Source organism: Pseudofrankia sp. DC12, from assembly GCF_000966285.1.
GTDB lineage: Bacteria > Actinomycetota > Actinomycetes > Frankiales > Frankiaceae > Pseudofrankia.
The window spans coordinates 4405688-4419201 of the sequence record NZ_KQ031391.1 but is presented as its reverse complement, the minus strand read 5'-3'; the positions used below and the strand labels follow the sequence as shown (position 1 = coordinate 4419201).

Sequence of the window (13514 nt, the reverse complement as noted above, 5' to 3'; positions counted from 1 at the left end):
CCGTGGCGGCGGCGACCCGCCGCGACGAAACCGGAAGGAATCCGGCAAGTACCCCCGACGCACAGCAGTCACCCGGCCTAGGGCAGACTGCCCCGTCAGGTCCCACAGCAGGAGGAGCGTGACGTGGCAGACGAGTCGCCACACAGCAAGAAGCTTCAGGAGCTGATGTTCCGGGCGTGGGAGACCTTCGGGGACGCCCGCCATCTCGACAGCGACGACCGCGTGTTCGTCCAGGCCCTGGCGCGCCAGACCGCGGACCGTATCTCGGTCCTCTACGGCGCGTCCTGGCGTGAGGCGCTCGACTGGGTCTCGCAGCGTTACGTGCCGAACAGCGACGCGCCCGGTGGCCCAGCCACCGCCAGCACGACGACGGGCGCCACGGCGACCGGCACCGGCTCGGCCACGACGACGACCAGCACCACCGGTGCGGCTCGCCGGGGCACCACCGCCGCGGAGTCGACGAGCGTCTGAAGCGCTGGCGCCGGCCAGCAGCCGCCCCCGGCCGCCTCGCAGCGGCCCGTGGGACAAGGCGGGCCGCCGGCCGGCGCCATCGACCAGCGCCGAACATCCGCTCCGTCGCCGCGCCCGGATACCAGCCGGGACGGTGACGAGCGTGGCCTGCCCGTCGACCCGCGCACCCGCCGGGAACGCCGGGCCGGCCGCCGCGACCCCAACCGACGCCACGACCCAGGCCGTGGCGGTTCGGGCGGTGCCGGCCGCCGCGGCTGAGCCGCACCGGCAGGCGCCGCCCGAGGTCTCGGGGCGCCACCAGACCGTAACGTCGCCCCGGCGGCACCGCTGACCGGGCCAGGACGACGGTCAGCAGCCCCCTCAGACGCCTGCCGCGTGCGTCCTAGTGAGCGAAATGGCGCACACCGGTGAAGTAGAGGGTCACGCCGGCCTCGCGCGCCGCTGTGACCACCTCCTCGTCGCGGACCGAGCCGCCCGGCTCGACGACGGCGCGCACGCCGGCGTCGGCGAGCACCTGGAATCCGTCCACGAACGGGAAGAACGCGTCGCTGGCGGCGACGGCGCCCTTCGTCCGGTCACCGGCACGGCTGACCGCGAGTTTGGCCGCGTCGACCCGGTTCACCTGGCCCATGCCGACCCCGACCGTCGCACCGGCCGAGGCGATCAGGATCGCGTTCGACTTCACCGCCCGGATCGCGCGCCAGGCGAACCGCAGGTCCTCCAACGTCTCCTCGTCCGCGGGGGTGCCAGCCTCCAACGTCCACGTCGACGGCTCGTCGCCGGCCGCGTCCAGGGCGTCCCTCGACTGCAGAAGCAGGCCGCCGGAGACCTGGCGTAGCTCGACGCCGCGCGGATGCGGCGGCGGGGCGCACTGCAGCAGCCGGATCGATGGCTTGCGGGCCAGCACCTCCACCGCGCCTGGCTCGTAGCCCGGCGCGGCGACCACCTCGGTGAAGATCTCGGCGATCTGCTCGGCCAGCTCGACGGTGACCGGCCGGTTGGTCGCGATCACACCCCCGAACGCGGACACAGGGTCGCAGGCGTGCGCCTTGCGATGCGCGGTCGCGATGTCCGCCGCGACGGCGATCCCGCACGGATTGGCGTGCTTGATGATCGCCACCGCCGGCTCGGCGAAGTCGTAGACGGCGCGCCGGGCCGCGTCGGTGTCGGTGTAGTTGTTGTAGGACATCTGCTTGCCGTGCAGCTGCCTGGCGGTTGCGAGGCCCGGCGTCGGATCGTCGGCGGCGACGTAGAGCGCGGCCCGCTGGTGTGGGTTCTCCCCGTAGCGCAGCACGTCCGAGCGGTGCCACTGGGCGGTGAGCACGTCCGGCCAGCCGGTCTCGGTCGCCGTCTCGTCGGGCGCGACGACACTGGCGAACCAGGACGCGACCGCGGCGTCGTAGCCGGCGGTGTGCGCGAACGCCCGCGCCGCGAGCCGCCGGCGGGCGGGCAGGTCGAAGCCGGAGCCGCGCACGGCCTCGATCAGCGCCGGGTAGCCGTCCGGCTCGACCACGACGGCGACCGACGCGTGGTTCTTCGCGGCGGCCCGGATCATCGCCGGCCCGCCGATGTCGATCTGTTCGACGGCCTCGTCCTCACTCGCGCCCGAGGCGACGGTCTCCCGGAACGGGTAGAGGTTCACGACGACGAGGTCGAACGGCTCGATGTCCAGCTCAGCCAGCGTCTCGGCATGCTCCGTGAGGCGCAGGTCGGCCAGCAGGCCGGCGTGCACCCGCGGGTGCAGCGTCTTGACCCGGCCGTCGAGCACCTCGGGAAAGCCGGTGAGGGTGCTGACCGGAGTGACAGCCAGACCGTGGCGGGCCAGCACCTCCGCGGTGGAGCCGGTGGAGACGACCTCCACTCCGGCCGCGAGGAACGCCTCGGCCAGCTCGCCCAGCCCGGACTTGTCGTAGACGCTCACCAGCGCCCGGCGCAGCGGGCGGTGCCCGGTGGCCACCACCTCGGTGCTGGCGGTGGTGGCGGTGGACCGGGCCGCCGGGCCGTCGCCGGACGGGACCGCCGTCGCGTCCTGCGGCTTCGTCATGCTTCCTCCTTGTCGGCTCGCCGGCGCTGTCCGCCGGCGGGGCGTCGATGCCCAGGCGTCTCACCGGCCCGGAGCGGTTCGCCCCGAAGCCCGGTCACGTGCGTACGCCGCCATCACCGACGCATGGCGGTCTCCCGCCGGACGCCGTCAGGCGCCGCCACGCACGATCTTGCCGATCGTTGCGACGTACAGCCCACGCTCGACCGCCTGGATTCGGTCACGCAGGTCGTCCTCGGTGTCGCCCGGGCGGACGTCGACCGCCGCCTGGGCGATGATCGGCCCGGTGTCGACGCCCTCGTCCACCCAGTGGACGGTGACCCCGCTGACCCTCACGCCATGCTCCAGCGCCTCCCGGATCGCGTGCGCGCCCGGGAACGACGGCAGCAGCGACGGATGGGTGTTGACCGTCCGGAACCGCCCGATGACCTGCTTGTCCAGGATCTTCATATACCCGGCGAGCACCAGCAGGTCGGGGCGCGCGGCGGCGATCTGCTGCGCGGTCGCGGCGTTGAACGCGTCCCGGTCGGCATGATCGCCCATCTGGACGGTGAAGACCGGCACGCCGTGGCCCGCGGCCCGCCGCTGGGCGCCGGTGTCCGGCCGGTCGGTCCCCACCGCTACGACCCGCGCGCCGAAGGCCGGGTCCTGGCAGGCGTCCAGGATCGCCTGCAGCGTGGTACCCGCACCGGACGCGAGCACGACCAGGCGCGCGGGGTCACGGCCCGCGGGGGTCTGCGAAGGCAGCAGGGTCATCTCCCAGGTCTTTCCCAGGCTCGGCGGCGCGAGTCGGGAGGTCCTTCCCCGAGCCGGGCGGACGTGGGACGGACGGGGACGGACGGGAACGGACGGGAACGGCCGCCGGATGGGCCCGGCACCAGAATCGCGGCCAGCTCAGCCGGCGGCAACGGCGGCCTACAACGACCTTCGACTGTACTGACTGACGAGCCGTGACGCCCCGGAGCAGGCGAGCCGCCCAGCGTCCTCGTCCGGATGCCAGAACTCCTGCCCGAAGCCGAGGCCCAGGTCGAGCTCGAAGTCCGGATCGGGCGGGCAGCCACGCACCCGGCCCGGAGCCGTCCCGACGGTCCCAGCCGTCCGGCCAGCCCTCGGAGCACCCGCGACGGCTCGGCTGCGGCCGAGCGGCTCGGCCGGCCCGTGGGCGACCGGGTCGAAGGCCGCGTAGTCGACACCGTCGAGCAGGTCACCGGGGCGGCACAGGTACAGCTCGGCGAGCCGCCCCAACGTGTCCGGGGAGGGTGCCCGGCCGCCGCGGGCCGGCCAGCTCTCCCAGTAGCTGAACGCCTTGCCGCTTTTCGGGTCATCCGGCCAGCGCGCGTTCCACTGGCGGGCGGCCTCGTCCTGCGTCCAGCCGTGGGCGAGCCGGAAGGCCAGCCTGGCGTTCAGCCGGTAGGCGCGCTGCCAGTGCGCGGCGATTCGCCGGTAGGTCCAGCCCAGCACCCGCAGCGCGGCCGCCTGGGCCCGCAGCTGGGCCGCCGTCGGGCGCGGTGCGGCCAGGGCGGCGGACCCGCCCTGGCGGCTGCCCGGCCCGTTGGACCGAGCCGGGCTGGTGCGCGTCACGAGGGGCAGTGGCAAACCAGACAGGGGCGATACAGGCGGGGACGCGGCGGACAGCGGTCGTGCACGCATGGTCACGGCGGGCTCCTTCCGGCGCGCGGCCACCCGGACGCGCCCACCGTAGCCATCAGCTCCGACACGTGGCGCGCCAGCCTGGGGGCCACGGGAACGCGGCGAGCACCGCCAACCCACGACGCGGGATCTCGGCGCCGGCGGTCGGCAATCAGTTCCGACGGAGCAGCTCGGCGACGCTGGTAACCAGTGCCCCGGCCATCCCCACCTCGACGAACGTGGCGAGGACCGCCCACCCGGGGGCCGGCCCGAGCCGTGACGCGGGACCCGTGCCGATCCCGCCACCGGAGACGGCGGCGAGCAGACCAACCAGCAGCGCGCAGACCACCGTGCCCGCGCACACCATGCTCAGCCTGCCGCCGAGCGCGCCCCCTGGGGTCGCGCGCCGAACCGTGAGCGCCAGGGCCACCCCGGCGGCCAACGGCGCCACCGCCAGCACGAGCCAGGCCCAGCCCGGCACCGGGGCGGTCGGCAGCAGCCGCAGCACCGGCAGGTCGGGCAGGCTGCTCGGGGCGGCGGCGGTGGGAGTCAACGTCAGCTCGGGCCCGGCCGCGAACCCGATCCCCAGGGCGTAGCAGACCGCCCAGACGACCAGGTTGGGCAGCACCGCGAGCTGCCCGGCGAACAGTCCGAAACCGCCGACCACACCGGGTCCCAGGCCGTTCGCCGCGGCGGTCACGCTGCCAGCCCGCACGATCAGCAGGACGCACAGGCCGAGCGCGCCAGCGGAAGCCAGCGCCGCCGTCCCGGCGCAGCCGGCGGCGAGCGGCACCCGGAGCACCGCCGGCACCAGCCGCCACGCCGACCGGACCCTACGATGGCCCGCCAGTACGCCGGCCGTCGCTCCGAGACCGCTCAGCATCACGGCGCCAGCCACCGCCGGGACCACCGCGGGCCGCGCGGCCGGACCAGACGCAACCAGGCAGACCACGAGCACCAGGGCCGTCTGCGCGACGACCACGGCGACGACGTCAAGGGCCACGGCGCGGCGTGAGACCCGGCTGGGGGCGCGCGCGGCGGCCCGCGCCCCGGCTGGCCTCCCGGCGGCGGAGTCTGATCTGCCGGTGGCGGAGCCGACGTTCGCCCCAGGCCGGATCGGGAGCCTCAGCCGGCCGGCCATCGCCCGTTGCAGGAGCGAGTGCTGCTCGGCTCGCACCGCCGCCAGCCGGTAGCCCGCGGAGCCGGCGACCAGCAGGGGCATCACGACGAGCCCTAGCGGATGGAAGTGGACGGCGCCAGCGGGCAGTCGCAACGAGGTGCCATACGCGAGCAGCCAAAGATCGGCGCCGACCCGCAGCGCCGACCCGGCACCGGCCTGGGCCCTGGTGTCCGCGCCCCAGGCCATCAGGACGAGCAGCTCGACCGCGACCAGCCCGGCCGCGCCGGCCGCGACCGGGCCGGGCAGGGACGTCCCGAACGCGTAGCCGACCCGGACGGCCCGGACGGCCCGGCTGCGCCGGACCACCGCGCTGCCACGGGATGCGACGGGATGGGCCACGAGAACGACGCTCGCATGTCCCCGCCGGCTGGTCGTTCCAACACGCCGGGTCATCGCCGGGAAATCGGCCCGATCCAGCAGAAATCGCCGGCGATGCCGAACCGGCGCCGGTGGGTCAGCCGGGCTGCTGTCCGTACGGCTGGCCGCTCGGCGGCGGCTGGGCCGACGGGTCGTGGCCCGGCGGCGGGGTCCCGTGGCCGGGCGCCTGCGGCTGGCTGTAGCCGAGTTGCGGCGGCTGCTGGTCGTAGGGCGCCGACTGGCCATAGGGCGCATAGGGGGCCGCCGGCGGCTGCTGGCCGTAGCCGGTCGGCTGGGCTGGCTGGCCGTAGCCGGGGGTCGGCTGGCCATAGCCGGGAGCCGGCGTCGGCTGACCGCCGTAAGGAGCACCCGGCTGCTGCCCGTACGGGGTGCCGGGGGGCTGCTGGTAGGCATACGGCTGGCCGTACGGCGGCTGTGCGTACGGGGGTGGCGGGCCGAAGGGGGCCGCCGGGGGCCGGGGGCCGCGGCCGGGGATCGACTCGCCGCTGGCCAGCAGCCCCAGGACGGCGAAGGCGGTGAGGACGGCCGCGCCGATGAGGCCGAAATAGAGCCCGACGCCCGGGTCATACGGGCTGACGCTGACGAGGCGGATGAGGACGAACAACGTCGCCACGCCACCGAGGATCACATTGAGCAGCGCTGGGCCCACCGGGCCGAGCTGCGGGACTCGCGCGCCGGCGAAGCTACGCGCGGCGACAAGCCCGGCCACGCCGACCGAGAGCAGAATCGCGACAACCGAAAAGAATCCGCAGGCCCAGCCCGCATGGCTGGCACCGCGGTAGTAATAGTAATCGACCCGCATCCAGGGCAGGAAGCCGGCAATGAACACGACCGCGCCGGCCGCGAGCATTCCGACGTCACTGGTAGCGACATCGCGACCAGCGATCTTGACCATTGGGACCAACCCCGCTCTGTCCAGCGTCACGGCATCCGGCGTCGTCGCGGCGCGGCCCCCGCTTCAGCAGGCGTCGCTTCAGCAGGCGTCGCTTCAGCAGGCGTCGCTTCAGCAGGCGTCGCTTCAGCAGGCATCGCTTCAGCAGGCATCGCCACGAAGGCCCTACCGTAGTATCCCGGATTCGTGCCGTGCCCAGTCAGGACCGCGACAGCCATCCTGCCGGCCACGCTCGCCAGCCGCCCGCCGAATCTGATACCAGGGCGCCGCACCTGACGAAGCGTGCCACCTGGCGGTCTCGGGCGCTCGGCGCGCCAGTGCCCGACGACCAGGCCCGGTGTGGCCGGCTCGCGGCCACACCGGGATCGTCGGTCAGAGCGAGCGCATGATGTCGGCCATCAGACGTGCGGTCTCGGACGGCGTCTTGCCGACCCGCACCCCGGCCTTCTCGAGCGCTTCCTTCTTGGCCTGCGCCGTGCCGGACGAGCCGGACACGATGGCGCCGGCGTGGCCCATCGTCTTGCCCTCGGGAGCGGTGAAGCCCGCGACGTAGCCGACGACCGGCTTGGTGATGTGCGCCTCGATGTGCGCGGCGGCACGCTCCTCGGCGTCCCCACCGATCTCACCGATCATCACGATCGCGTCGGTCTCCGGGTCCGCCTCGAAGGCGTCCAGGGCGTCGATGTGGATCGTGCCGATGACCGGGTCGCCACCGATGCCGACGCCGGTCGAGAAACCGAACTCGCGCAGCTCGTACATCATCTGGTAGGTCAGCGTGCCGCTCTTGCTGACCAGGCCGATCCGCCCGGGCGGGGTGATGGTGGCCGGGATGATGCCGGCGTTCGACTTGCCGGGGCTGATGATGCCGGGGCAGTTCGGGCCGATGATGCGGGTCTTGCCCTTCGCCTGTGCCGTCGCGAAGAACTCGGTGGTGTCGTGCACCGGGACACCCTCGGTGATGACGACCGCGAGCGGGATCTCCGCGTCGACCGCCTCGAGCGCCGCGTCCTTGGTGAACTTCGGCGGGACGAAGATGACCGAGACGTCGGCGCCGGTCTGCTCCATCGCCTCGGCGACGGACGCGAACACCGGTACGCCGTCCTGGGACTGGCCGGCCTTGCGGGCGTTGACACCGGCGACGATCTTCGCACCGGACGCCGCCATGCGCTTCGCGTGCTTGCTGCCTTCCGAACCTGTGATGCCCTGCACCACGATCCGGCTGTTCTCGTCGAGCCAGATGGCCATTGTGAGCGGTTTCCTTTTCCGACTCAGGCCGCGGCGGCGGCGAGCTCGGCGGCGAGTTTCGCCGCGCCGTCCATGGTGTCCACTCGCTTCACGACGGCCAGGTTCGCCTCGTCGAGGATGCGGTGCCCCTCCTCGGCGTTGTTGCCGTCGAGGCGGACGACCAGCGGGGTGGTGACATCGCCCACCAGCTCGAGCGCCTTGACGATGCCGTTGGCGACCGCGTCGCAGGCGGTGATTCCACCGAAGATGTTGACGAAGACACTCTTCACCGACGGGTCAGAAAGAATGATGGAAAGGCCGTTCGCCATGACTTCGGCCGAGGCACCGCCGCCGATGTCGAGGAAGTTCGCGGGGCGTTTCCCGCCGAACTCCTCACCGGCGTAGGTGACGACGTCCAGGGTCGACATGACCAGGCCGGCGCCGTTGCCGATGATGCCGACCTCGCCCGTCAGCTTGACGTAGTTGAGGCCCTTCTCCTTGGCCTTCTGCTCCAGCGGGTCAACCGCGGAGTGGTCGACGAGCGCCTCGTTCTCCGGGTGCCGGAAGTCGGCGTTCTCGTCCAGCGAGACCTTGCCGTCGAGGGCGACGACCGCGCCCTCGCCGGTCAGGATCAACGGGTTGACCTCGACCAGGGTGGCGTCCGCCTGGACGAACACCTCCCAGAGCTTGGTGAGCAGCTCGGCGGCGCCGTCGAGGGCCGCCTCGGGGAGCTTGGCGGCGACGGCGATCTCACGCGCCTTCGCCAGGTCGACACCGGCCAGGGGGTCGATGTGGATACGGGCGAGCGCCTCGGGCTTGGTGGCGGCGACCTCCTCGATCTCCATGCCACCTTCGCGGGACGCCATCGCAAGGAAGGTGCGGTTCGCGCGGTCCAGCAGGAACGACGCGTAGTACTCCTCCGCGATGTTGCTGGCCTGCTCGACGAGCACCGAGTGCACGGTGTGGCCCTTGATATCCATCCCGAGGATGGCGCTGGCCTTCTCGAAGGCGTCGTCCGGCCCGTCGGCGACCTTCACGCCGCCGGCCTTGCCGCGGCCACCGGCCTTCACCTGGGCCTTGACGACGACCTTGCCGCCTAGCTCCGCGGCGATCGCGCGGGCTTCTTCCGGGGTGGCGGCGGTCTTGCCGGTGGGCACCGGGACGCCATGTTCGGCGAAGAGGGCCTTCGCCTGGTATTCGAAGAGATCCACGGTCCGTCCAGTGGGGTGCGGTCGGTCAGGGGATGCACGGAACGGATGCGAGCCTATCGACGCACCCGCCGTGACGCGCGCCTGCGCGGTCCAGGCCACGGACGGCACCGCCGCTTCACAGGGGTGCCGATTGTGACCCACACCGCGCTGCCCGGGCGGCCAGCGGCCGGCGTCGGCGTAACCGCCTGACGCACCAGCACAGCCGCGCCACCCATGCACGCGCGGCAGAACCGTACAAAATGCCTGGCCGCACCCGGATGTCGGTGGTAGTGAACCCGCCCGTCGCGTTACCCGGCGGCGAACGCCAACTGGCTCAACTGGAACAGAACCGAGGCCGACTTATGTCCGATCTCACATCAGGCGCCTCTCCGAAATCGCCGAGCGGTGCCCGGCCATTCGGCGCCGAATACCGCTCAGCCGCGGCCGGCGGCGACTCCAAGGACGATCACCGCCGCGATGATCCCGGGCCAGCCGAGCACGATGCCGACGGCCGCCAACCGATCGCCACGCCGGGCCACGGACCGTGCCGCGGCCCGGCCGCGGTAGCCCAGATAGACGCCGGCCACGCTGCCGAGCCCGAAAAGCCAGCACAGGGAGAGCACGGCCGAAAGCACCGCCGGCAGGTTCCACGACGCCCCGGCAGCGTCGCCGCCGACAACGGCCGGGGTCGAGGTCACGACGCCGGCCAGCTCGGCAGCGGCTCCGGGAGCTCTCCCGGCGGCCGCCCGCGCCCGCCCTGGGTCGGAAGGCGCACCCACCGGAGGCCGGTTCGGTGGCGGGCACGGCGTTCCCGGCGCCGTGCCCGGGGAACCGGCGGGCGGCGGCGATCCTGGGTACCCGCCGCCCGCCGGTAACGCGGGGCGTGACCCATCACCCGTGCGGAATGCCGGCGGGTACCCGTCGTGCGCCGCCGGCTTGGGCCGGTATCCGTCCGCCTGTCCCGGCACCGGGCGATACCCGTCCGGCGCCGGCAGGGCGGGGCGGGGCTGCTCGGCCGACGGCGGCGCGGCCCGGTACGGGTCAGGAGGCGGCGTCGTCGGCCGGTTCGGGGCAGCCGGCGGCACCGGGCGATACCCGTCACCTGCCGGTTCTGGTCGATGGGACTCGGGCCGCGGCAGCGCCGGCCGGTAAGCGTCGGCCGGCGGCGGCACGCCCAGCGAGCCGGCCCGCGCGGACCGCCAGTCCGCGTCCTGAGCCGGACGCTGGTACCGCTCGGCCTCCACCGCGGGCCGCGGCGGCCAGGACTGGGGCGCCTCGGCCGGGGCCGGACCGGCGGCGGGGTACCCGTCCGACCGCCGCCGCGCTGGTGGTCGGGGGCCGGGCTGGTCGGACTGGTCGGGCTGGTCGGGCGGGTACCCGTCGGGCTCCCGATGGCCGAGCGGATACGCGCCGGTCTGGCGCGGGGCGTCGAGAGGCCGGCCGGCGGGCGGTCCGTCGCCCGGGCGCGGCGCTCCCAGCGCCGCGGCCGCCGGCCAGGCGCCCGGCGGGGGGGCCGGAGCCGGCTGCCAGGTCGCCGGCGCGGGCCCGGATACCGGCCCGGCCGGCGCCGGTAACGCCCCGCCGTGGCGAGCGGCGGGCCGTGGGTCAGGCTGCGGGCGCCGAGAGGGCCGGCCAGGCAGCTGGCTGGTCCAGTCACGCCCCAGCACGGTCTCGGTCGCCCGGTGTGCCTCGCTCATGGTGCGCACCGGGTGGCCGCTCAGGTTCGCGAGCAGCGCCGCGGCCGACGGGCGCAGACCGGGCTCCTTGTCCAGCGCCGGGACGGCCGTCCCCAACAGGTAGGCGGGCAGATGGTCGAGGTCAGGCGCCTCGCGCTGGATGCGGAAGGCCAGCACCTCGGCGCGGTCGGCGTGGAACGGGTGCCGGCCGGTCGCGGCGTACGCGACGCAGCAGCCCCAGGAGAAGACGTCAGCCGGCGGACCGGCCTGCTCGCCCCGCATCTGCTCGGGCGCCATCCACGCGAGCGTGCCGACGACGTGGCCGGTGCGGGTGAGCGTGGCGTTCCCGTCCAGCTGGGCGATCCCGAAATCGATCACTCGGGGGCCGTCCCATGCCAGCAGGATGTTCGACGGCTTCAAGTCGCGATGCACCACGCCGGCCTCGTGGATCGCCACCAGCGCGTCGGCGAGGCCGACCGCGAGACCGCGCACCAGCCGCTCGGCCAGCGGCCCGCGCTGGCGCACCGCGTCGGCCAGGCTGATGCCCTCGACGTACTCCGTGACCATCCAGGGCCGGTCGGACTCGGTGTCCGCGTCGAGCACGGCAGCGACCGCGCCACCGCGGACCCGCTGCGCGGCCCGCACCTCACGCTGGAACCGGCGGCGGAACTCCACGTCCTCGGCGAGCTCCGCCGAGGCGACCTTCACCGCGACAGGCTCGCGACGCTCGGTGAACGCCAGATACACGGTCCCCATCCCGCCTTCGCCGATCCGGTTCTGCAGGCGGTACGGGCCGATGGCGGTGGGATCGTCGTCGGTGAGCGGTGTGAGCATGGCCCCCTCCGCGCTGGCCGCGCGCCGCGGGGGCGGCGCCTGGGTGCGCCGCCGCCTGACCAGTTCGCCGACCGCGGGGCGCCGGCCGGCGCCGGGCCGCGGGACCCGCGGACAGCACGCGCGGGCCGCGCCGACCCGCCGCTCTGCGGGCCGATAAGCCCACCGAGTTGGCGCTCCGTCACAAGCCGCGCATTCCGCCGCTACCGGCATGATGGCGACTTTGCACAGTATGCCAACGGCGAGGCGGCCACCGCACACGCCGGGTTGTCACTTCCAAACCCATGGTGGTTCCCGCCCGCCGCCGGACCGGCCGGCGGCCGCAGATCGAGGCTCTGGCCAGCGGGTCCACAGCGCGGAGTGACATTCCGCGCCGGACGGCGACAGGGGCGCCCGCCGGGCCTGACGATGCGGACATGACCGATCGCCATCCGCCGTCGGCCGACCGCCGCCCCGAGCGGGGCCAGCAGCCGCGCCCCGAGCCGGCCCAGGACCGTGCGCCCGCCCCGGCGGACTGGCGTACCAGCCTGCTCGCCGCGGTGACTCCCCGGCCGCCCGCGCCGCCCGCGCCCAACCGGCTCGACTGGCCGGACTACACAGGCCGTCCGGCCGTCTGGTGGGGCGACGGGCCAGTCGCCGGCGTTCACTGCGTTGTCGCGGTCTGGGAGTTCTCCGTGTACGGCGGGAGCTTCGGCGAGGTCGACGCCGGCACCTTCGCGACCGCGGCCGAGCACGCGGCGTCGACGGGCCGCCCGCTGCTGTCCTTCCTTCGCAGCGGCGGCACCCGTCTGCAGGAGGGCGTGGCCGGCCTGGTCGGCCTGTCGCGGGCGACACTCGCGGCGACCCGGCTGGCCGAGGCCGGCGTGCCGCACTTTGCCGTGGTCGACCAGCCGACGACCGGCGGGGTGTGGGTGACGGTCGCGTCCCGGGCCGACCTGCGCTGTGCGGTCGCCGGGGCGACGGTCGGGTTCGCCGGCCCGCGGGTCGTCACGGCGGCCACCGGCATCGCCCCGGACGCCTCGAGCCACACCGCGGAGGCGGCCCTCGCGGCCGGACATGTCGACGTCGTCGCCCAGCCGGACCAGGTCGAGGCATGGCTGGCGACAGCGCTCGCCGCCGTCACCGCGAAACCGTCCCACGCGCGCACCGTCGTTCCACCCGATGCCGCCACTCCCGGCGTCGAGACCAGTTCCCGGCGGGGCTGGGAGCAGGTCCAGGCGGCTCGGGCACCCGGGCGGCCCGCAGCCGGCCCCGCGCTCGACGCGCTGGCGCCGCGCGGCGTCGAGCTCGCGGGCGGCGACCCAGCGGTGCGGGCCCGGTTGGGCCTGCTCGCCGACGCCCCGGACACCGGGGTGGTCGCCGTGGCGCTGGCCGCGGCACCGGGCGCGGCACCGGGGCCGGCCGGCTTCCGGCTGCTGGAGCGGGCCGCGCGCCTGGCCGGCCGGCTCGGGCTGCCGCTGGTGACCTTCGTCGACACGCCCGGCGCCGATCCAAGCCCGGCGGCCGAGGCGGGCGGCGTCGCCGCGGCGATCGGTGCCGCGATGGGGGCGGTGCTGGCCTGCCCGAGCCCGACCGTCTGTGTCGTCGTCGGCGAGGGCGGTTCGGGCGGCGCGCTGGCCGCGGCCTGTGTCGACGTCCTGCTGATGGCTCCGGACAGCTACCTGACCGCGCTCGCTCCCGAGGGGGCCGCCACGACGCTGCGCATCCCGGCCGAACGGGCGGCCGACCTCGGTGGCCTGCGGCCGGCCGACCTGCGCCGGCTCGGCTTCGCCGAAGGCGTGCTCGGGTCCGGTGAGGCGGCGGGGCTCGCCGCGGCCGCCTCCGCCGCACTCGACACCCTCCATGGCTCTGACCTGGGCGTTCGACTCTCGGCCAGGCGGCGGAAATGGTCGACGGGGCTGCCTGGACGTCTGTAACCTGACGTCCCCAACCAGCCCACCGGCTCCAGGCGAGGAGCGCGCTGGCTTCGGAACCCGGCCACGGCCGCGTCGGCCGGAGCGTC

11 protein-coding genes are annotated in these 13514 nt (G+C 74.5%); 3 read left to right on the top strand and 8 right to left on the bottom strand.

What is annotated here, in order from left to right:
- Positions 1-123: 123 nt before the first annotated feature.
- Positions 124-471 (top strand): hypothetical protein, encoded by a 348-nt coding sequence (locus FRADC12_RS17815; protein ID WP_045877505.1) that lies wholly within the window; start codon positions 124-126, stop codon positions 469-471.
- Positions 472-853: 382 nt separating this feature from the next.
- Here FRADC12_RS17815 and purH read toward each other — a convergent pair whose 3' ends face one another.
- The 5 genes from purH to FRADC12_RS17785 all read right to left on the bottom strand — a co-directional run bounded on the left by purH (position 854) and on the right by FRADC12_RS17785 (position 6594).
- Positions 854-2515 carry a bifunctional phosphoribosylaminoimidazolecarboxamide formyltransferase/IMP cyclohydrolase gene (gene purH, locus FRADC12_RS17805; RefSeq protein ID WP_232303864.1) on the bottom strand — a complete coding sequence of 554 codons (1662 nt, stop codon included), beginning with the start codon at positions 2513-2515 and terminating at the stop codon, positions 854-856.
- Between the two features lie 147 nt (positions 2516-2662).
- A complete protein-coding gene (gene purN, locus FRADC12_RS17800) occupies positions 2663-3268 on the bottom strand; it encodes a phosphoribosylglycinamide formyltransferase (protein WP_052710980.1) in 606 nt (201 codons plus the stop codon).
- A gap of 159 nt (positions 3269-3427) precedes the next feature.
- Positions 3428-4162 (bottom strand): helix-turn-helix domain-containing protein, encoded by a 735-nt coding sequence (locus FRADC12_RS17795; protein WP_084011370.1) that lies wholly within the window; start codon positions 4160-4162, stop codon positions 3428-3430.
- Positions 4163-4313: 151 nt separating this feature from the next.
- Positions 4314-5660: a cell division protein PerM gene (locus FRADC12_RS17790; RefSeq protein ID WP_045877503.1), complete on the bottom strand. Its 1347-nt coding sequence runs from the start codon at positions 5658-5660 to the stop codon at positions 4314-4316.
- Positions 5661-5775: 115 nt separating this feature from the next.
- Positions 5776-6594, bottom strand: a complete 819-nt coding sequence (locus FRADC12_RS17785; protein WP_045877502.1) for a hypothetical protein — start codon at positions 6592-6594, stop codon at positions 5776-5778.
- Here FRADC12_RS17785 and FRADC12_RS34985 point away from each other — a divergent pair.
- Complete coding sequence (locus FRADC12_RS34985) at positions 6521-6847, top strand: pentapeptide repeat-containing protein (RefSeq protein WP_084010933.1); 327 nt, start codon at positions 6521-6523, stop codon at positions 6845-6847. The genes FRADC12_RS17785 and FRADC12_RS34985 overlap by 74 nt on opposite strands.
- 116 nt (positions 6848-6963) lie before the next feature.
- Here FRADC12_RS34985 and sucD read toward each other — a convergent pair whose 3' ends face one another.
- The 3 genes from sucD to FRADC12_RS17770 form a co-directional block, all read right to left on the bottom strand.
- Positions 6964-7836, bottom strand: coding sequence for a succinate--CoA ligase subunit alpha (sucD, locus tag FRADC12_RS17780; protein ID WP_045877501.1), 873 nt, complete (start codon positions 7834-7836; stop codon positions 6964-6966).
- A 23-nt stretch (positions 7837-7859) separates the two neighbouring features.
- Positions 7860-9026, bottom strand: coding sequence for an ADP-forming succinate--CoA ligase subunit beta (sucC, locus tag FRADC12_RS17775; RefSeq protein WP_045877500.1), 1167 nt, complete (start codon positions 9024-9026; stop codon positions 7860-7862).
- 413 nt (positions 9027-9439) lie between these two features.
- Positions 9440-11515, bottom strand: coding sequence for a protein kinase domain-containing protein (locus FRADC12_RS17770; RefSeq protein ID WP_045877499.1), 2076 nt, complete (start codon positions 11513-11515; stop codon positions 9440-9442).
- 413 nt (positions 11516-11928) lie between these two features.
- On the opposite strand from FRADC12_RS17770, the gene FRADC12_RS17765 reads away from it, so the two are divergent.
- Positions 11929-13428, top strand: coding sequence for a carboxyl transferase domain-containing protein (locus tag FRADC12_RS17765; protein ID WP_084010931.1), 1500 nt, complete (start codon positions 11929-11931; stop codon positions 13426-13428).
- The last annotated feature ends 86 nt before the right edge of the window (positions 13429-13514 follow it).

Excerpts from the sequence above, each read along its gene's own strand:
- purH (WP_232303864.1), bottom strand. The coding sequence starts at position 2,515 with ATGACGAAGCCGCAGGACGCGACGGCGGTCCCGTCCGGCGACGGCCCG.
- purN (WP_052710980.1), bottom strand. The coding sequence starts at position 3,268 with ATGACCCTGCTGCCTTCGCAGACCCCCGCGGGCCGTGACCCCGCGCGC.
- FRADC12_RS17795 (WP_084011370.1), bottom strand. The coding sequence starts at position 4,162 with ATGCGTGCACGACCGCTGTCCGCCGCGTCCCCGCCTGTATCGCCCCTG.
- FRADC12_RS34985 (WP_084010933.1), top strand. The coding sequence starts at position 6,521 with ATGAACACGACCGCGCCGGCCGCGAGCATTCCGACGTCACTGGTAGCG.
- FRADC12_RS17785 (WP_045877502.1), bottom strand. The coding sequence starts at position 6,594 with ATGGTCAAGATCGCTGGTCGCGATGTCGCTACCAGTGACGTCGGAATG.
- sucD (WP_045877501.1), bottom strand. The coding sequence starts at position 7,836 with ATGGCCATCTGGCTCGACGAGAACAGCCGGATCGTGGTGCAGGGCATC.
- FRADC12_RS17770 (WP_045877499.1), bottom strand. The coding sequence starts at position 11,515 with ATGCTCACACCGCTCACCGACGACGATCCCACCGCCATCGGCCCGTAC.
- FRADC12_RS17765 (WP_084010931.1), top strand. The coding sequence starts at position 11,929 with ATGACCGATCGCCATCCGCCGTCGGCCGACCGCCGCCCCGAGCGGGGC.